General features: G+C 66.9%; 15 protein-coding genes. 11 read left to right on the top strand and 4 right to left on the bottom strand.

Annotated elements, in window-relative coordinates:
• Positions 1 to 15 precede the first annotated feature (15 nt).
• The 3 genes from AC1RWI_RS21145 to AC1RWI_RS21135 are packed head-to-tail and all read left to right on the top strand — an operon-like array spanning position 16 to position 2,927.
• Positions 16 to 1,350, top strand: coding sequence for an MFS transporter (locus AC1RWI_RS21145; RefSeq protein ID WP_052494992.1), 1,335 nt, complete (start codon positions 16 to 18; stop codon positions 1,348 to 1,350).
• Positions 1,351 to 1,357: 7 nt separating this feature from the next.
• The gene (locus tag AC1RWI_RS21140; protein WP_158408318.1) at positions 1,358 to 1,555 is read left to right on the top strand and encodes a hypothetical protein; all 198 of its coding nucleotides are present in this window, start codon (positions 1,358 to 1,360) and stop codon (positions 1,553 to 1,555) included.
• Positions 1,545 to 2,927: an AtzE family amidohydrolase gene (locus tag AC1RWI_RS21135; RefSeq protein WP_492868519.1), complete on the top strand. Its 1,383-nt coding sequence runs from the start codon at positions 1,545 to 1,547 to the stop codon at positions 2,925 to 2,927. Before AC1RWI_RS21140 ends, AC1RWI_RS21135 begins: the two co-directional genes overlap by 11 nt.
• Positions 2,928 to 2,944: 17 nt before the next feature.
• On the opposite strand, the gene AC1RWI_RS21130 is transcribed toward AC1RWI_RS21135, so the two are convergent.
• Positions 2,945 to 3,838 carry a MurR/RpiR family transcriptional regulator gene (locus AC1RWI_RS21130; RefSeq protein ID WP_492868517.1) on the bottom strand — a complete coding sequence of 298 codons (894 nt, stop codon included), beginning with the start codon at positions 3,836 to 3,838 and terminating at the stop codon, positions 2,945 to 2,947.
• A gap of 333 nt (positions 3,839 to 4,171) precedes the next feature.
• On the opposite strand from AC1RWI_RS21130, the gene AC1RWI_RS21125 reads away from it, so the two are divergent.
• Positions 4,172 to 5,638, top strand: coding sequence for an N-acyl-D-amino-acid deacylase family protein (locus tag AC1RWI_RS21125; protein ID WP_492868515.1), 1,467 nt, complete (start codon positions 4,172 to 4,174; stop codon positions 5,636 to 5,638).
• 29 nt (positions 5,639 to 5,667) lie between these two features.
• Entirely contained in the window at positions 5,668 to 7,011 is a 1,344-nt protein-coding gene (locus AC1RWI_RS21120) for an aspartate aminotransferase family protein (RefSeq protein WP_492868513.1), read from the top strand.
• Between the two features lie 77 nt (positions 7,012 to 7,088).
• On the opposite strand, the gene AC1RWI_RS21115 is transcribed toward AC1RWI_RS21120, so the two are convergent.
• Positions 7,089 to 8,630 carry a glucan biosynthesis protein G gene (locus tag AC1RWI_RS21115; protein ID WP_492868563.1) on the bottom strand — a complete coding sequence of 514 codons (1,542 nt, stop codon included), beginning with the start codon at positions 8,628 to 8,630 and terminating at the stop codon, positions 7,089 to 7,091.
• A 247-nt stretch (positions 8,631 to 8,877) separates the two neighbouring features.
• On the opposite strand from AC1RWI_RS21115, the gene bglX reads away from it, so the two are divergent.
• Complete coding sequence (bglX, locus tag AC1RWI_RS21110) at positions 8,878 to 11,166, top strand: beta-glucosidase BglX (RefSeq protein ID WP_492868561.1); 2,289 nt, start codon at positions 8,878 to 8,880, stop codon at positions 11,164 to 11,166.
• Between the two features lie 73 nt (positions 11,167 to 11,239).
• On the opposite strand, the gene AC1RWI_RS21105 is transcribed toward bglX, so the two are convergent.
• Positions 11,240 to 11,842, bottom strand: coding sequence for a methyltransferase family protein (locus tag AC1RWI_RS21105; RefSeq protein WP_043358006.1), 603 nt, complete (start codon positions 11,840 to 11,842; stop codon positions 11,240 to 11,242).
• Positions 11,843 to 12,188: 346 nt separating this feature from the next.
• Positions 12,189 to 13,067, bottom strand: coding sequence for a LysR family transcriptional regulator (locus AC1RWI_RS21100; RefSeq protein WP_492868511.1), 879 nt, complete (start codon positions 13,065 to 13,067; stop codon positions 12,189 to 12,191).
• Positions 13,068 to 13,224: 157 nt separating this feature from the next.
• Between AC1RWI_RS21100 and AC1RWI_RS21095 the strand changes: the two genes are divergently transcribed.
• From AC1RWI_RS21095 to AC1RWI_RS21075, 5 genes are all read left to right on the top strand, one after another.
• Complete coding sequence (locus AC1RWI_RS21095; protein ID WP_492868509.1) at positions 13,225 to 13,659, top strand: VOC family protein; 435 nt, start codon at positions 13,225 to 13,227, stop codon at positions 13,657 to 13,659.
• A 136-nt stretch (positions 13,660 to 13,795) separates the two neighbouring features.
• On the top strand, positions 13,796 to 15,208 hold the full coding sequence (locus AC1RWI_RS21090) for an acetyl-CoA carboxylase biotin carboxylase subunit (protein WP_492868507.1): 1,413 nt from the start codon (positions 13,796 to 13,798) through the stop codon (positions 15,206 to 15,208).
• Positions 15,205 to 15,966, top strand: a complete 762-nt coding sequence (gene pxpB, locus AC1RWI_RS21085; RefSeq protein WP_492868504.1) for a 5-oxoprolinase subunit PxpB — start codon at positions 15,205 to 15,207, stop codon at positions 15,964 to 15,966. The genes AC1RWI_RS21090 and pxpB overlap by 4 nt, the downstream gene beginning before the upstream one ends.
• Positions 15,963 to 16,934: a 5-oxoprolinase subunit C family protein gene (locus tag AC1RWI_RS21080; RefSeq protein WP_492868502.1), complete on the top strand. Its 972-nt coding sequence runs from the start codon at positions 15,963 to 15,965 to the stop codon at positions 16,932 to 16,934. Before pxpB ends, AC1RWI_RS21080 begins: the two co-directional genes overlap by 4 nt.
• Complete coding sequence (locus AC1RWI_RS21075) at positions 16,927 to 17,691, top strand: LamB/YcsF family protein (RefSeq protein WP_492868500.1); 765 nt, start codon at positions 16,927 to 16,929, stop codon at positions 17,689 to 17,691. Before AC1RWI_RS21080 ends, AC1RWI_RS21075 begins: the two co-directional genes overlap by 8 nt.

Genomic DNA, 17,691 nt, shown 5'->3' with positions numbered 1-17,691 from the left:
CCGGAGGAGACCAGCATGACCGTTGTCAAGAACGCCGCCACCCTGGGTGATGCGGTAGAAGCGCCCCGCGTCGAGAGCGCGCTGGACGCCGCCGCCTTCGCCAAGGTGACCAGGCGCATCGTGCCATTCATCGTCCTTTGCTATTTCTTCAGCTACCTGGACCGGGTGAATGTTGGCTTTGCCAAGCTGCAGATGCAGCAGGCGCTGGGGCTGAGCGACGTGGTGTACGGCATCGGGGCCGGCATCTTCTTCTGGGGCTACATGCTCTGCCAGGTGCCCAGCAGCCTGCTGATCTACCGGCTGGGCATGCGCAAGAGCATGGCTGCCATCATGATCATGTGGGGCCTGGTTTCGGCCGCGACCATGCTGGTGAGCACGCCAGCGGAGTTCTACTTCGCTCGTTTCATGCTGGGCGTGACGGAAGCCGGCTTCTTCCCTGCCGCGGTCATGTACCTGAACAAATGGTATCCGGCAGCCCGGCAGTCGAAGATCATGTCGATCCTGTTCCTGGCGATGCCGCTGGGGATGGTGCTGGGCGGGCCGATTTCCGGCGCGTTGATGTCCGGCACGCACGACCTGCATGGCTTGCAGGGCTGGCAGTGGATGTTCCTGATCGAAGCGTTGCCGGCGATCGTGCTGGGCCTGCTCGTGCTCAGGATGCTGCCGGAGTCGCCTCAGACCGCGCCGTGGCTGACCAGGGAGGAAGCGGCGGCGATCACCACCACGCTATCCACCGAAAACGCCCGCAAGAACACGAGCTTCGTGGCCGCGCTCAAGTCCCCGGTGCTGTGGATGCTGATGGGCATTTGCCTGCTGTTCAATATCGGCAACTATGGCCTGGTGTTCTGGCTCCCGACCATCATCCAGTCCACGGGCATGCAGTCGCCCCTCGAGATTGCCCTGCTGACGGCGATCCCGTACGGCGTTGCCTGCGTGGTGATGAACCGCAACGCGGCGCATGCGCAGCGCGTGGGCGAGCGGCGCCTGCATGCCGCCGTCCCGCTCTTTGTCGCGGCCGCGGCCATGTGGGCCAGCACGCTGTTTGCGCACAATACCGTCATGGCCATGGTGTTCCTGACCATCGGCATCTCCGGCCTGATGGCGACGCTGGCGATGTTCTGGGGCCTGCCGGGCCGCGTGCTGGCCGGTACGGCCGCCGCCGGCGGCATCGCCATGATCAACAGCGCCGCCAGCCTCGCCGGCTTGATCGGCCCCGTGCTCATGGGTGGCATCAAGCAGTCCACCGGCAGCATCTCGCTGGGGGTGCTGGCACTGGCTGCCATGATGCTGATCGCCGCGGTGCTGATCCTCGCCATTCCGCGCGCGCTCATGTCCGACCGGCAGGTGTGAGATGGCGATGCAACGCCTGACGCAGGCGGAACTGCTGGCTGCCGTCGATACGGCCATTGGCAAAGTCCTGCCCCCGGTCTCGGCGGAGGATATCCAGGCTGTCGTGGCGCTGGTGCAGGGCATGGAGGGCATGGCGCTGGGGCTTGCCAATGCCTTGGCAGGCGGGCAGGCGCGCAGCAGGGTGGGGGGCGGCAATGGCGGTTGATTTGCAGTCCGTGGCCGGCATTGCGGCGCAATTGCGCTCCGGCAGCCTTAGCGCGCAAGACGTGGTTCGGGCCAGCCTTGCCAGGGCGGCGCAGGTGGCGTCGCTGAACTGCGTCTCCCGGTTGCTGGCGCAGGAGGCCGTTGTCGGCGCGGGCGCCTGTGATACGGCCCGCCTCGCCGGCAAGGCCCCGCTCCCCCTGGCCGGCGTGCCTTTCGTCGTCAAGAACCTGCTGGACGTGGAGGGCCACGCGACGCTTGCCGGCGCGCATGCGCGGGCGAACGAGCCGCCCGCCACCCGCAGCGCCGCCGTGGTGCAAGCGTTGATGGCGGCCGGCGCGATCCCGGTGGCGCTGACACAGATGGACGAGTATGCCTGCGGCGCTACCGGCGAGAACGTGATCGGCGGACCGGTGCGCAATCCGCTGGATCCGGCCAGGATCGCGGGCGGATCGTCGGCGGGCACCGCCGCGGCGATTGCGGCCGGGATCGCACCGATTGGCATCGGGTCCGATACCAACGGGTCCATTCGCGCGCCGGCATCGTTCTGCGGCATCTGGGGCCTGCGGCCGACCACGGGCCGCATGTCAGCGCAAGGCTGCTTTCCGTATGCCGAGAGCCTGGACGCGGTGGGTCCGATGGCCTCGGATGCGGCCGGGCTGGCATTGGCGTACCGCGCGATGCTAGGGCCCGGATCCGGACCCAGACCCGGCGAGCCGGCGCCGGCTGCCGGCGTGTCGATGGCTGGCCTGCGCGTGGGGATTCTGCAAGCCGGCTTTGGCGATTTTGCGCAGGACGAGGCCCAGGACGCCGTGCTGCGCGTTGCCTCTGCGTTTGATGCCGTACGAAAGATCGATCTGCCTGAAGCCAATCTTGCACGCGACGCCGCGTCGATCATTTCCGCGTTTGAAGTCGGGCGCAACCATGTTCAGCGCGGATTCGCCGAGCGCCATCCTGGCTATAGCGCTTTTGTGCGCCAGCGCATGCTGGCCGGCCTGTCCATCCCCGAGGGCTGGTACCAGTTGGCCAAGGCCTACCAGGCCGTGTGGCGCCAAAAGCTCGAGGCACTGTTCGACGAGGTCGACCTGCTGCTGGCGTGCACCACGCCGTATGCGGCACCCCTGATCGGGGCGGAGCAGATCGCCGGCGGCAAGCGGGCCTACGTGCCGCGCGCAGATGCCGGCCACCTGACTCGCCCTGTCTCGCTGGCGGGGCTGCCCGTGGTCGCCGCGCCTTGCGCCGTGGCCGGCTTGCCCCTCGGCGTACAGCTGATCGCGCCGCCGTGGCAGGAAACAAGATGCCTGGAGGCGGCGTTGTTCCTGGAGGCGCAAGGGCTTTGCCGCAATACGCGGGCCGGCTGCAGCCAGCTCGCCTAGACAGAATGTCCGGCCAGCTAGCCCCGCCTGGCCGGGACATAGGCGCCGGTCTGGTGCAACTGGCCTTCGGCGAGTTCGAGCGCTTTGATCGCGCCCTTGCCCTTCTTGGCGAGCAACTGCTCGACCAGGGCTTCCGCCACCGCCACGCCGGCCGTGATGGAGGGAAAGAACGACGGGCTGTCGATGGAGAACAGCAGCGTGCAATCGGCATGCAAGGCAATCGGCGCCACGGTGCTGTCGGTCAGGGCCACCACGCGGCAGCCGGCCTCGCGCGCGGCATCGGCCACGCGGATGCTTTCCTGCGAATAGGGCGCAAAGCTCACGACCACCACGGCATCCTTGGCCGTCAGCGCGCGCAGCTCCATTTCGAGGGTGCCCGCATCGCCACGGATCAGGTGCACCGTTGGGCGAAACAGCCGATACACGTAATGCAGGGTGAACGCGATGGGGTAGCACGAGCGAAAGCCCGCCACATACACATTGGGCGCGGCGCTGAGCAGGTCGGCAGCCTGCGGCATCGACTCGGCATTGTTGGCCCCGGTCAGGTCCAGGTTGCGGTGCTGGGCGTCGAGCATTTCCGTGAGCATCCGCCTTGACCCGCTCTCGCGCACCAGCTTCTTGGCGCGCTTGGCGTAGGGCTGCGGGCCGCCGCGGATCGACTCGACAAAGAGCTCGCGCAGGCCCTGCCAGCCCTCGAAGCCAAGGAACTGCGCCAGGCGCACCAGGGTGGCCGGCTGGACACCTGCATTCGCGGCGATCTTGCGCATGGAAAGGATGGGAATCTCCTGCGGATGATCGAGCAGGTAGCGCGCCCCGCCCTGGAACTGCGTACTGAGCGTGGCGAAGTTCTCCCGGAGATGAACAAGTAGTTCATCCAGGCTCTGCGGCGGCATGGAGACTTCGGTAGGCATGGGCGATGTCCTGATTGATGGATGCAACATGGATGTAACGATTGTTGCACAACTGGCCACCCGCTGCACGGGACGTGGCGTCGGCGTGGCTTCACGCGGAATGAATCGAGTGAATCTCGTTGATTTTTTAAGAAACATATGTTGCATAACCGGGCGCGCTTTCATATACTTCGCCGGTGCCGGCAGCGCTTCTTTGGCAGCGCCAGCCTTGAAGGCGATGTTGGCAGTCCCGGGCGCGGGCGCGCTACGGCTTTGCGGCCCGGGAGGCCGGAAGGTGGGCGCAGGTTGTCAAACAAGCGGGAATCAAACCACGGTAAGCGGGGGAGAGAAGTCATGTCGGCATTACCCATGGAAGCCGCCAGCATTGCGGATCTGCTGTTTCGGCGCGCGACGCTGGTCGATGGCACGGGCGCGCCGCGGCGGATCGCGGATGTTGCCGTCGCCGGCGGCCGGGTCGTTGCCGTCGGCGACCTCGCCGGCGCGCAGGCCAGGGATGTGATCGACGCGACGGGCCGCGTGCTGGCGCCGGGCTTCATCGATTCCCACACGCACGACGACGGCTACCTGCTGGTGCATCCGGAGATGGAGCCCAAGGTCTCGCAGGGCATCACCACGGTGGTGACAGGCAATTGCGGCATCAGCGTGGCGCCGCTGGTCAGCTGCGATCCGCCGCAGCCAATGGATCTGATGGGGCCGGCGGAACTGTTCCGGTTCGCCGAGTTCGCCGACTGGCTGGATGCCATGCGCGCCAAGCCGGCCAACGTGAACGTGGTGCCGTTGCTGGGCCACTCCACGCTGCGCGTCAAGGTTATGCCGGACGTGAGCCGCGAGGCCAATGCGGACGAAGTGGCCGCCATGCGCGTGGAGGTGGAAAAAGCCATGCAGGCAGGCGCCTTCGGCGTCTCCACTGGCACCTTCTATCCGCCGGCCGCCGCCGCCACGGAGCGGGAGATCATCCAGGTCTGCGAGCCGCTGCGGGCATTCGGGGGCATCTACTCCACCCACTTGCGCGACGAGACCGACGATATCGTGCCCTCCATCGAGGAGGCGCTCAGGATTGGCGGGGCGCTGGATTGCCGCATCGTCTTCTCGCATCACAAGGTGGCAGGCAAGCGCAATCACGGCCGCTCCGTGGAGACCCTGGCCATCCTGGAGAAAGCCTCCAGGCTGCAGCCGCTGTGCCTGGACTGCCATCCCTATTCCGCAACCTCGACGATGCTCCGGCTCGATCGCGTACGGCAAGCCACGCGCACCATGATCACCTGGTCCAAAGGCTATCCAGAAGCGGGCGGCCGGGATTTCCAGGAACTCATGCAGACGCTGGGGCTGGACGAACATGGCCTGCTGGAGCGGCTCAAGCCCGCCGCCGCCATCTACTTCATCATGGATGAAGCGGACGTCGAGCGCATCGCCAGCTTTCCCCTGACCATCTTTGGCTCGGACGGGCTGCCGTTCGACCCACGCCCCCATCCGCGCCAGTGGGGCACGTTCCCGCGCATCCTTGCGCGGATGGTGCGCGAGTCCGGGCTGATGACGCTTGAGCAAGCCGTTCACAAGATGTCCGGGCTTGCCGCCGAGCAATACGGACTCACGGATCGAGGGCTGGTCCGTGCCGGCCAGTTCGCCGACCTGGTCCTGTTCGACGCGCAGCGTGTGCAGGACCACGCCACCTTCGAGGATCCGATCCGCCTGAGCGAAGGCATCCACGGCGTCTGGGTCAATGGCCAGCGCGTGTGGGAAGACACACACGTTATCCCGGCATTTCCCGGCCAGGTTCTCACGCACCGCCCGCGTTCCTAATTCGATATTTTGTTCTCACACCAGACATCATGACCCACGTATTCCACCGCAATCCCCGCCAGACGCTTGCCGTGGCAGTCGCCGGCAAGGGCATCGAGCTCATCGACAGCAATGGCAAGCACTACATCGACGCGTCAGGCGGGGCCGCGGTGTCCTGCCTGGGCCACGGGCATCCCAGGGTGATCGAGGCGATCAAGCAGCAGGCCGACTCGCTTGCCTACGCGCATACGTCGTTCTTCACCACCGAAGTGTCGGAAGAACTGGCCCGCACCTTGGCGCAAGCGGCGCCCGGCGATCTGAACCACGTCTACTTTGTCTCGGGCGGCTCGGAGGCGGTCGAGGCCGCGTTGAAGCTGGCGCGGCAGTATTTCGTGGAGATCGGGCAAACGCAGCGCCGCCACTTCATCGCGCGCCGCCAGAGCTACCACGGCAACACGCTGGGGGCGCTGGCCATCGGCGGCAATGCATGGCGCCGTGAGCCGTTCCTGCCCCTGCTGGTGCCGGCGCACCATGTGGCGCCGTGCTACGCCTACCGGGACCAGGAGGCGGGCGAGACCGACCAGCAGTACGCGCAGCGCCTGGCCGACGAGCTTGAAGCCAAGATCCTCGAACTTGGCCCGCACAGCGTCGCCGCGTTCGTGGCGGAGACCGTGGTGGGCGCGACCGCCGGCGCGGTGCCGCCGGTGGCGGACTATCTCAGGCGCGTTCGCGCCGTCTGCGACAAGTACGGCGTGCTGCTGATCCTCGACGAAATCATGTCCGGCATGGGCCGCACCGGCTACCTGTTCGCGTGCGAGGAGGACGGCGTGGTGCCCGATATCGTGACCATCGCCAAGGGCCTGGCCGCGGGCTATCAGCCGATCGGCGCCATGATATCGAGCAGCCGCATCTATGACGCGGTGGTGGGCGGCAGCGGCTTCTTCCAGCATGGGCATACGTATATCGGGCATGCCACCGCTTGCGCGGCGGCACTGGCCGTGCAGCGCACCATCGCCGAGGACTGTCTGCTGGAGAACGTGCTGGCTCGCGGCGGGCAACTGCGCGCCCGGCTGCGCGAAACGCTGGGCGATCACCCCAACGTTGGCGACATCCGCGGCCGCGGTCTCTTTGTCGGTGTGGAGTTCGTGGCTGAGCGCGAGACCAAGGCGACGCTGGACCCGGCCCTGAAGATGCATGCCCGGCTCAAATCCACCGCCATGCAAAACGGGCTGCTGATCTATCCGATGGGGGGCACCGTGGATGGCATGCGGGGCGACCACGTGCTCTTTGCGCCGCCCTTCATCTGTTCGGCACAGGATATCGACCGCATCGTCGAGCGCTTTGCCGCGTCGGTCCAGGCCGTGATGCCGGCGACCCGCGGCGCGCTCGCCTGAGCCGGGACGCCAAGCGCAAGACGGGGGGGCGGCACGGCGCAACAGGCGGTCGTATTGCGTATTGCGTATTGCCCGTACTATTTGCCGCCGACCGAATACGGCGGCATCTGGTAGCTCCACGTCTCGCTCAGCGTCTTGTCGCCGGACACCAGCGCCGCGCGCATTTCCACCACCTGCTTCGGATCCTTGACCTTGATCCGCAGGCTCAGCCGCCAGCCCTTGATGACGGGATTGGGTTCCACCACCCTGTCGATGATCTCGGCGTTGCCGCTCACGCTGACCTGTGCGCCGACCTGCGTGCCCGGGGGCAGGCTTGCCAGCACAGGGCCTTCAAAGTCGACCACGATGCCTGTGCTGCCATCCAGGTGGCGGATCAGGTTGGCCTGCGTGATTTCTCCCGCGGAGCGCAGCGTCTGCTTGACCGAGGCCAGGTCCTTGTCCATCAGGGCGCGCTCGTCAAGGGTCCAGTGCATCGTGTAGTCCGCCTTCAGGGGCTGGCCCTTGGGCGGCAGCTGGTCCGGCGTCCAGAAGGCGACGATGTTGTCGTTGGTCTCGTCGGGCGTGGGGATTTCCACCAGCTCGACCTTGCCCTTGCCCCAGTCGCCCTGGGGCTCGATCCAGGCGCTTGGCCGCAGGTCATAACGGTCCTTCAGGTCTTCATACGAGGAAAACTCGCGGCCCCGCTGGAGCAGGCCGAAGCCCTTGGGGCTGGTGACCTGGAAAGTGCTGATGGCGAGGTTGCGCGGATTGTTCAGCGGGCGCCACAGCCATTCGCCGCTGCCGGTATGGATGGCAAGGCCGTTGGAGTCGTGCAGGGCCGGGCGGAAGTTGTACTGGTCGCGCTGCTGGTTCGGCCCGAACAGGAACATGCTGGTCAGCGGCGCCACGCCGAGCTTGGCGACGGGGCCACGCAGGAAAATGCGCGCCTGCACCTTGAGGACCGCATCCTCGCCGGGGTAGAGATCGAAGCGGTAGGCGCCGGTGGCACGCTGGGAATCCAGCAGGGCATAGAACACCAGGTGCTTGTCCTGTGGATCCGGCCGCTCGATCCAGAACTCGCGGAAGGCCGGAAACTCCTCTGCGACGGGCAGCCCGGTATCGATGGCCAGGCCGCGGCTGGACAGGCCATAGACCTGGTTCTTGCCGATGACCCTGAAGTAGCTGGCGCCCAGCACGCTCATGATCTCGTCGAGCTTGCCGGCCCGGTTGATCGGGTAGAGCACCCGGAACCCGGCATAGCCGAGCTTGCCGGTCGCGGACTTGTCCAGCTTCAGGTCGCCGAAGTCAAAGCGCGCGGGGTCGTACCGGATCTCATGGACCGCGCCGCCCACGATCTCGTTGATGCGTACCGGGCTGCCGAACTGCATGCCCTGGTGGTAGAAGCCCAGGCGGAACGGCGTGCCTTGGTCCTTCCACTCCAGGTTGTCGCGCTGGGGCTGGATCTTGATGTAGTCGGCAAACTGCATCTGGCTGAACACCGGGGGCAGGTTGCTGACCGGTGCGGCATAAGGCTTGTCGGCCAGGGTCTTGGCGCGGGGCACTACGTCGTCCAGGGAGAACGCGCTGGCCTGGCCGCCCGCCAGCAGCGCCCCGGCGGCCAGCAGCGTTGGCAAGGCCATTTGCATCTTGTTACGAAACGACGCGGCGATGACGGCAAGAACCACGAATCTCTCCAGAAATACAGGTTAAGCAAGGCTGCCGCGTCACATGCGGCGGCAGCAGATAGTGTAGTGGCGGTAAACTGCGCTCGCAGTGCAGAAAGATAAACGATAGCGTATTTCGCTTCGCGTGCCTGTCAGGCCGGAAATGCGCACCACCCGCGGGGCAGCTACCTTGCCGCGCCACCTGGATCACACTCGGATGAGAATGCTCTCTTTGCTGGCCCTGTCGGCCAGCCTGGTTTGTTCGCCGGTGCTTGCCGGCACCGCGCCGGCTGCCACCGGCGACAAGAATGCCTTCGTCGCTGATCTCATCGGACGGATGACGCTGGAGGAGAAGATCGGGCAATTGCGCCTGATCAGCATCGGCGAGGACATGCCCCAGCCCCAGTTGCTCAAGGAGATCGCGGCGGGCCGGGTAGGCGGCACGTTCAACTCGGTGACGCGCAAGGACAACCGGCCGATGCAGCAAGCGGCGGTGGAGCGCAGCCGCCTGAAGATCCCCATTTTCTTCGCCTACGACGTGGTGCACGGGCATCGCACCATCTTCCCGATCAGCCTGGGCCTGGCATCGAGCTGGGACATGGAAACGGTGGCGCAGAGCGCGCGCATCTCAGCCATCGAAGCCAGCGCGGATGGCCTCGACATGACCTTCGCGCCGATGGTCGACATCTCGCGCGATCCGCGCTGGGGGCGCACGTCGGAAGGGTTTGGCGAGGATCCGTACCTGGTCTCGCTGTGCGCGCAGGCCAGCGTCAGGGGCTTTCAGGGAGCCTCCCTGGCCAACGCGGATAGCGTGATGGCGGTGGTCAAGCACTTCGCGCTGTACGGCGCGGTGGAAGGCGGGCGCGACTACAACACGGTCGACATGAGCCCGCTGCGCATGTACCAGGACTACCTGCCGCCATACCGCGCCGGCGTCGATGCCGGCGCCGGCGGCGTCATGATCGCGCTGAACTCGATCAACGGCGTGCCGGCCACATCCAACACATGGCTGTTGCGTGACCTGCTGCGCAAGACCTGGGGCTTCAAGGGCATCACGGTGAGCGACCACGGGGCCATCGACGAGCTGACCAAGCATGGCGTGGCCAAGGATGCGCGCGAGTCCGCCAAACTCGCCATCACGGCCGGCGTCGACATGAGCATGCACGACGCCGCCTACCGGGATCACCTGCCCGAACTGGTGAAATCCGGCGAAGTGCCCATGCGCGTCATTGACGATGCGGTGCGCGAGATACTGGGCGCCAAGTACGACCTGGGACTGTTCCAGGACCCCTTCAAGCGCATCGGCGCCGCCGAGCAGGACCCGGCTGACGTCGACGCGCCGGGCCGACTGCACCGGGAGGCCGCACGCGCCGCGGCGCGCCAGTCGCTGGTGCTGCTCGAGAACCGCGAGCGCACGCTGCCGCTGAAGAAGTCCGGCACGGTCGCGGTCGTCGGGCCGCTGGCCGATGCGCCCATCGACACCATGGGGAGCTGGTCTGCCGCCGGCAAATCCGGGCAGACGGTGACGCTGCTCCAAGGCGTGCGCGACGCGCTCGGCGGCAATGGCCGCGTGGCCTATGCCCGCGGCGCGAACGTGACCGACGACGCTGGCGTGGTCAGGTACCTGAACTTCATGAACTGGGACAAGCCCGAGATTGTCCAGGACAAGCGTGCCCCGGGGGACATGATCGCCGAAGCCGTGGCGGCAGCGCGCGGCGCCGACGTGATCGTGGTGGCCGTGGGCGAGTCGCGCGGCATGTCGCATGAGGCCTCGAGTCGTACCACCTTGTCGCTGCCGGGCAGCCAGGAGACGCTGCTCAAGGCGCTCAAGACCACCGGCAAGCCGATGGTGGTGGTGCTGATGAACGGCCGCCCGCTCACCATCAACTGGGTGAAGGACAACGCCGACGCCGTGCTCGAGACCTGGTACGCCGGCACCGAAGGCGGCCATGCCATTGCCGACGTGCTGTTCGGCGACTACAACCCTTCGGGCAAGCTGCCCGTTTCCTTCCCGCGCTCGCTCGGGCAGATCCCCACCTACTACAACCAGCTGCGTATCGGGCGCCCGTTTGTGCCTGGCCAGCCGCCAAACTACACCTCGCAATACTTCGAGGAAACGTCCGGCCCGCTGTACCCGTTCGGCTACGGACTGAGCTATACGGACTTCAGCGTGTCCGGTATCACGCTATCGAGCCCCACCATGCCGCGCGGTGGCCGCATCGAGGCGAGCGTGACGGTGAAGAACACCGGGCAGCGCGATGGCGAAACCGTGGTCCAGCTCTATATCCAGGACGTTGCCGCTTCCGTGGTGCGGCCGGTGAAGGAGCTGAAGGACTTCCACAAGCTCATGCTCAAGGCAGGCGAGGAGCGCGTCGTGCGTTTTTCCCTCGATGAGGACAAGCTGAAGTTCTTCAACGCCAAACTGGAATACGCCGCCGAGCCGGGGGAATTCAAGGTGCAGATCGGGCTGGATTCGCAGGCGGTGCGGGAGCAGGGCTTCGTGTTGCAGTAGGGGGGAGGTGAGGGCTTGGGAACGTGCGTTGATTGCGCGCCGACGCTGCCGGCAGGGTCATCCCTGCCGCGTGCTAGAACACCCCGGGAATGACGCGATATCGCACATTGGCCTGATACGCGCGATAGGCGGGATCCTGGCCCAGGAGTTGTTCTTCCCTGAACATCCGGCCCGTTTGCAAGGCATAGAGGCCGCCGTAGAGCAGGGCATTGCGCCAGCCGAAGTTGGCCAGCAGGAAGCCAAGGTCTGTCACCAGGTAGCTCAGATAGATGGGGTGGCGCACGAGCCGGTACGCGCCGCGCGACACCACGCCGCGATTGGCGGGCAGGATGCCGAAGGAGCCGCGCAGCGATAGCTTGGCGAATAGCTGGAACAGGATGCCGGTGATTTCCAGCGTGGCGCCGACTGTCTCGGGGACAAGGCGAACGCCGGGGTCGAGCTCGATCCCGAGATAGTAGAAGCTGCCGCCAATCGACATCACAAAGCTCAAGGGGCGCATGTCGCGCTTTTCGGGGATGCGCGAGAACAGCGACAAGCCGACGGTCAGCACCGTGGCAACCACAAGCAGCAGCAAGGTGATGCGCTCGGGCGCCAGGCGCCACTGCGCGTACGCGCTATAGGCGAACACGCTCAGCAGCAGGACGACGCACACGCGCGCGGATACCTCCATCACCATCTCACGCACTTGCGGCCGGATGAACCTGATAGAGAATCCACCGCCGTTGCGCGCATTGACCCGATTGGCGCTACTGGCGCTACGCGACTTTGCGTCGCTATCGTTATGCATTCCCTGATACCTCTCCGTTTTTATATGGCAAGCCTGCATGACCCGGGCGGGACATCATCATGTCGCGTCGGATGGATTCAGCGTGCCAATCATGAGCAGAGATTACGCCGGGATGCGGGTGCAACCCATATCCCCCTGACGAGGGGACAACCTTGCGCCTCGCGTGTCAGGCGGCCGCGGGGCGCGCTGGAGGGTCGCGACGTCGTGCAAGGCGGCGGGCAGGGTGTGCGCCGGCCTACACCTTGCGGCCCGACGCCGCCTCGCTGATGTACTCGGCCAGCCGGCTTGCCACCGGCTGGCGGCTATGGCGCGGCCGCTCCACCAGGCCGATCTCGCGGTGAAAGGTATCGCCGCCAAGCGGCAGGGCAGTCACGCCGTGGGGCCAAGGGCCTTGCGCCGCCGTTTGCGGAATCAGCGCCACGCCAAGGCCGCGCGCCACCAGTTGCACGATGCCCTGCAACTCGTCCAGCTCGATGGCGTCCTGTACCGCCAGCCGCGACTGCCGCAGGAACTGGTCGACCAGCCGGCCACCGAACGAGCTGCGGTCATAGCGGATAAAGGGCGCGGATTCCAGCGCGTCGCTCCATGCCTGGCCTGCCATGGCAGCCGGCGCCAGCAGCACGAACGGCTCCATCACCAGCGTGCGCCACTCCAGCTCCGACGGCAGCGCAAAGGGCGGCCGGATCATCACCGCGATATCGATCTCGCCCGCATCCACCTGGCCAAGCAGGTTCAGGGACACGCCCGGCACAACGCGGATCCTGCACCCTGGCAGCTCGGCGCGGAAGGCGGCCATGGCGTCGATCAGGTACGACACCTGGGCTGAGGCGATCGAGCCCACCCGCACCATGCCACTGCGCTCGGTGGCGCCGCCGTGCTCGCCGATGCGCGCGTAGAGCGCCATCAGTTCCTCCGCCAGCGCCAGGGTTTCCCGGCCGGCGGCGTTCAGGCGTGCCGAGCGGCCCGTGCGGTCGAACAGGGCGAAGCCAAGCTCTTGCTCGAGGCGGTGGATCTGCGCGCTGACAGCCGACTGGGTCAGCCCGATGCGCGCGCCCGCGCTGGCAAAGGTGCCGTGCCGGGCTACGGCAATAAAGGTCTTGAATTCGCGCAGCATGATCGTTTCATCAATTTTCGTGTAGCTAAGGTCAAAAATATATCGCTTTTTTTAATCGGTTGCCATGCCTAGACTCTTCCTCATTGGTTCACCGGCCGGCGTTGCCGGCGGCGGGCCAAGACCCGACCCACACACGACACATCGATCCCCAAGCGCCATGAGCGAAATCACTCCCGTCCTTGCCCCGTTCCACCTTGCCTTCCCCGTCCACAGCATCGCCGCCGCGCGCGAGTTCTACGGCGACCTGCTGGGCTGCCCCGAAGGGCGCAGCGCGCCGGACTGGGTGGATTTCAACTTCTACGGCCACCAGATCGTGGCGCACCTGGCGCCGGAAGAGGCGGGCCACCGCCACACCAGCGCCGTGGATGGTGATGCCGTGCCGGTGCGCCACTTTGGCGTGGTGCTGCCGATGGATCAGTGGCATGTCGCTGCCGACAAGCTCAAGGCCGCCAACCTGGCGTTCATCATCGAGCCGCATATCCGCTTCAAGGGCGAGGTAGGCGAGCAGGCCACGATGTTCTTCCTCGATCCGTCGGGCAATGCGCTGGAGCTCAAGGCCTTTGCCAATATCGCTTCGCTGTTCGCCAAGTAACACCAGCGTCGGATCCACGTCGGATCGGCGTCAGACCAGAGTGAGACCGGCCACAAGGCCGGCCACCGCACGCGGGGCAGGGCTTGCCCGCCCCGCGTGCATCGCCCCCACGCAGTAGCTGCAAGAGTTAGTCGATATGCGAAGAATCCTGGTTGCCAACCGTGGCGAGATTGCCTGCCGCATCATCCGCGCCGCGCAGGCGCTCGGCATGGAAACCATCGCCGTGCATTCCGCCGCCGATGCCGGCGCGTTGCACTGCGAGATGGCCGACATTGCCGTCGCGGTAGGTCCCGCGCCGGCGGCGCAGAGCTACCTGAATGTGGAAGCGGTCCTCGCCGCGGGCACGGCGCACGGCGCCGATGGCGTGCACCCGGGCTATGGCTTCCTCTCCGAAAACACCGCGTTTGCCCGTGCGGCGCAAGCGCAAGGCATGCGGTGGATCGGCCCGTGCGTCGAGTCGATCGAGAACATGGGCGACAAGAACCGCGCCCGCGATATTGCCGCAGCGTGCGGCGTGCCGGTGCTGCCCGGCAGCATCCGCTTCCTGCCCGACGACCTGTCGCGCTTGCACGCCGAAGCCCAGCGCGTTGGCTATCCCGTGCTGGTCAAAGCCGCGGGCGGCGGTGGCGGCATCGGCATGAAGCGCGTCGACGGGCCAGACACGCTGGCGGCCACGGTGGCGTCCACCCAGGCGCTGGCCCTGAAGGCCTTTGGCGACGCCAGCATCTACCTGGAGCGCTACGTGCCGCGCGCCCGGCATATCGAGGTGCAGGTGTTTGGCTTCGGTGACGGCACGGCGGTGCACCTGTTCGAGCGCGAATGCTCGGTGCAGCGCCGCTTCCAGAAGATCATTGAAGAAAGCCCGGCGCCCAATCTGCCGGCCGCCGTGTTGGCCAGCATGAGCGCGGCGGCGGTGGCGCTGGCCGCGCACCAGCGCTACAGCGGCGCGGGCACGGTCGAGTTCATCCTCGACGCGGACAGTGGCGAGTACTTCTTCCTGGAGATGAACACGCGTATCCAGGTGGAACATGGCGTGACCGAGGCCATCACCGGCTGGGACCTGGTGCAGGCGCAGATCCGGCTCGCCGCCGGCACGCTCGCACCCAGCGCGCAGCATGATATCCGGCGGGCAGGCGCGGCCATCGAGTGCCGGCTTTATGCCGAGAACCCGGCGCGCCATTTCATGCCATCGCCGGGCAAGCTGGCGCGCTTTTGCCTTCCGGCGGGCATGGCCGGGCTGCGCGTGGACACCGGCGTGCGCGAGGGCGATACCATTACGCCGTTCTACGATCCGATGATCGCCAAGCTGATTGCCTATGGCACCGACCGCGATGCCGCCATCGCCACCATGCAGGCGGCGCTCGGTGCAACCGTGATCGAAGGCATCCGGCACAACGCCGTGTTCCTTGGCCGCGTGCTGGACCATGCGGACTTCCGTGCCGGCCGCGTCGATACCGGTTTTGTGGAACGCGAGCTGGCGGTGCTGGTGGGCGAGTCCGCCGCGCCGGTGGCGGTGCCCGCGCCATCCGCCGTGGAGGTGCGGGCATGATCGCGCAGGACACGCAACATGCCGCACCGGCCGCGCAAGCGTCCTGGCGGATCGCGCCGTCCGGCGATCGCTGCCTGATCGTCGAGTTCGGCACGGTGGCGGATATCGCCTTCAACCGCCAAGCCTGCGCGGCAGCGGTGCGGATCGCCGCCGCGGCCTTGCCCGGCGTGACCGACATCGTGCCCGCCCTGACCACCGTGGGCGTGCACTACCAGCCGATTGCCGTGGCCCGCGCGACGGGTGCCAGCGCCCCGTTCGAGGCGCTCTCGGCCATGATCGGCGAATGCCTGCGCGAAGGTCTTTCGTCAAGCGCGGGCGCGCCGCTGGTGATTGATATACCCGTCTGCTATGGCGGCGAGCACGGCCCCGACCTGGACGATGTGGCAGCCACCTGTGGCCTGTCGCCCGAGCAGGTCATCGCGCTGCATAGTGCCGAGCCGGTCGATGTGCTGATGCTGGGCTTCGCGCCGGGGCATCCCTATGTGGGCCGCTTCGACGCGCGCCTTTCGCCGCCGCGCCGCGGCACGCCGCGTACCGCGGTGGCGGCGGGCTCGATTGGCCTTGCCAATCGGCAGACCGTGATCTATCCCATGACCTTGCCGGGCGGCTGGAACCTGATCGGGCGTACGCCCGTGGCACTGTTTGACCCGCATCGCGCGTCGCCGTGCCTGCTGGCCGCCGGCGATCGTGTGCGCTTCGTGCCGATCTCTTCCGACGTATTCGAATCCATGCAGGCGGGAGGAGGCGTGCAGCCATGAGCATCGAAGTCATCAAGCCCGGTGCGTTGAGCACCTTCCAGGATCTCGGCCGCAACGGCTACCAGCAACTCGGCGTGCCGGCCAATGGCGCCATGGACGAGCGCGCCCACCGGCTGGCCAACGCGCTGGCCGGCAACGCCGCCGCGCAAGCCACGCTGGAGATCACGCTGATGGGCCCCACGCTGCGGTTCCATGTGCCGGCCGTGATCGCCGTGTGCGGCGCGGATCTGGATGCCACGCTCGACGGCGCGCCCGTGCCGATGAACCGCCCGGCGCCCGTCGCCGCAGGCGCGGTGCTGGCCTTCGGCAAGCGGCGCAGCGGCTTGCGCGCTTACCTTGCGGTGCAGGGCGGCTTTGCGTTGACGCCGGTCATGGGCAGTTGCAGCACCTTTGTGCGCGGCGGCTATGGCGGCGCGGCCGGCAAGCCGTTGCGCAAGGGCGATCGCATTGCCTTGCGTGGCGGCGTAGCCGCACCGGTTGGCGATGCCGGTTCTCCGGCGTTTCCAGCGTTTCCAGCCGATGTCCTCACCGCGCCCGATCAGCCTGTGCGCATCGTCGCCGGGCGCGAATGGGCGTGCTTCTCCGACGCCGCCAGGCATGCGCTTGTCAGCGAGCCGTTTCGCATCGGCGCGCAATCGGACCGCATGGGTTATCGCCTGGAAGGCTCGCCGCTCGCGCTGGCTGCGCCTGCCGAGATGCTGTCCGAGGCCGTGGCCTTCGGCACGATCCAGGTGCCGCCCGACGGCCAGCCCATTGTGCTCATGGCGGACCGCCAGACCACCGGTGGATATCCCAAGATTGCCCATGTGTGCGCGGTGGACCTGCCGCGCCTGGCGCAAAAGATGCCGGGCGAGACGGTGCGCTTTGCCTTGATCGATCTGCGCGAAGCCCAACGCCTTGCCATGCTGCAGGACGCGGTATTCGACGCCATGGATACGGCAACGGCAGGGGAGCACGCGCATGGCTGAGATCGATTTCAACAGCGATATGGGCGAGAGCTTTGGCATCTACCGCCTTGGCGACGATGCGGCCGTGCTGCCGCATGTCACCTCCGCCAACATCGCCTGCGGTTTTCACGCGGGCGATGCGCAGACCATGGCAGCCACCGTGCGCGCCGCCAGTGCGCTCGGCGTCTCGCTCGGCGCGCATCCGGGCTTTCCGGATTTGCAGGGCTTTGGACGGCGCGCCATGCAGCTCGGCCGCGAGGAGATCTACAACATCACGGTCTGCCAAGTTGGCGCACTGCGGGCGTTTGCCGCCGCGGCCGGCAGCCGGCTCGCGCATGTGAAGCCGCACGGCGCGCTGTACAACCAGGCCGCGCGCGATGGCGCCGTGGCGCGCGCGCTGTGCGATGCGGTGCGCGATGTGGATCCGTCGCTGGTGTTCTACGGCCTAGCCGGCTCCGCGCTGGTCACGGCCGCGCGCGAGGCCGGGCTCGCGGTGGCGCAGGAAGTCTTTGCCGACCGCACGTATCAGGACGATGGCTCGCTGACCCCGCGCAGCCATCCCGCCGCCATGATCACCGACGTGGAGGTTTCCATCGCGCAGGTATTGCGCATGGTGCGCGACGGTGTGGTGCGCTCGCTCGGCGGTGTGGACGTGCCGGTCCGGGCGGACACGCTCTGCATCCATGGCGACCAGCCGGGCGCGGCTGGGTTTGCGCGCCGCATCCGCGCCGCGCTGGAGGCGGAAGGTATCACGGTGCGTGCACCGCAATCACGATAG

This window comes from Cupriavidus sp. MPR-AND1C (assembly GCF_058809705.1).
This window is presented reverse-complemented; position numbering and strand designations above follow the sequence as displayed.

Coding starts and splice junctions, on each gene's coding strand:
- AC1RWI_RS21145 (WP_052494992.1), top strand. CDS start 16: ATGACCGTTGTCAAGAACGCCGCCACCCTGGGTGATGCGGTAGAAGCG.
- AC1RWI_RS21140 (WP_158408318.1), top strand. CDS start 1,358: ATGCAACGCCTGACGCAGGCGGAACTGCTGGCTGCCGTCGATACGGCC.
- AC1RWI_RS21135 (WP_492868519.1), top strand. CDS start 1,545: ATGGCGGTTGATTTGCAGTCCGTGGCCGGCATTGCGGCGCAATTGCGC.
- AC1RWI_RS21130 (WP_492868517.1), bottom strand. CDS start 3,838: ATGCCTACCGAAGTCTCCATGCCGCCGCAGAGCCTGGATGAACTACTT.
- AC1RWI_RS21125 (WP_492868515.1), top strand. CDS start 4,172: ATGTCGGCATTACCCATGGAAGCCGCCAGCATTGCGGATCTGCTGTTT.
- AC1RWI_RS21120 (WP_492868513.1), top strand. CDS start 5,668: ATGACCCACGTATTCCACCGCAATCCCCGCCAGACGCTTGCCGTGGCA.
- AC1RWI_RS21115 (WP_492868563.1), bottom strand. CDS start 8,630: ATGGCCTTGCCAACGCTGCTGGCCGCCGGGGCGCTGCTGGCGGGCGGC.
- bglX (WP_492868561.1), top strand. CDS start 8,878: ATGCTCTCTTTGCTGGCCCTGTCGGCCAGCCTGGTTTGTTCGCCGGTG.
- AC1RWI_RS21105 (WP_043358006.1), bottom strand. CDS start 11,842: ATGGTGATGGAGGTATCCGCGCGCGTGTGCGTCGTCCTGCTGCTGAGC.
- AC1RWI_RS21100 (WP_492868511.1), bottom strand. CDS start 13,067: ATGCTGCGCGAATTCAAGACCTTTATTGCCGTAGCCCGGCACGGCACC.
- AC1RWI_RS21095 (WP_492868509.1), top strand. CDS start 13,225: ATGAGCGAAATCACTCCCGTCCTTGCCCCGTTCCACCTTGCCTTCCCC.
- AC1RWI_RS21090 (WP_492868507.1), top strand. CDS start 13,796: ATGCGAAGAATCCTGGTTGCCAACCGTGGCGAGATTGCCTGCCGCATC.
- pxpB (WP_492868504.1), top strand. CDS start 15,205: ATGATCGCGCAGGACACGCAACATGCCGCACCGGCCGCGCAAGCGTCC.
- AC1RWI_RS21080 (WP_492868502.1), top strand. CDS start 15,963: ATGAGCATCGAAGTCATCAAGCCCGGTGCGTTGAGCACCTTCCAGGAT.
- AC1RWI_RS21075 (WP_492868500.1), top strand. CDS start 16,927: ATGGCTGAGATCGATTTCAACAGCGATATGGGCGAGAGCTTTGGCATC.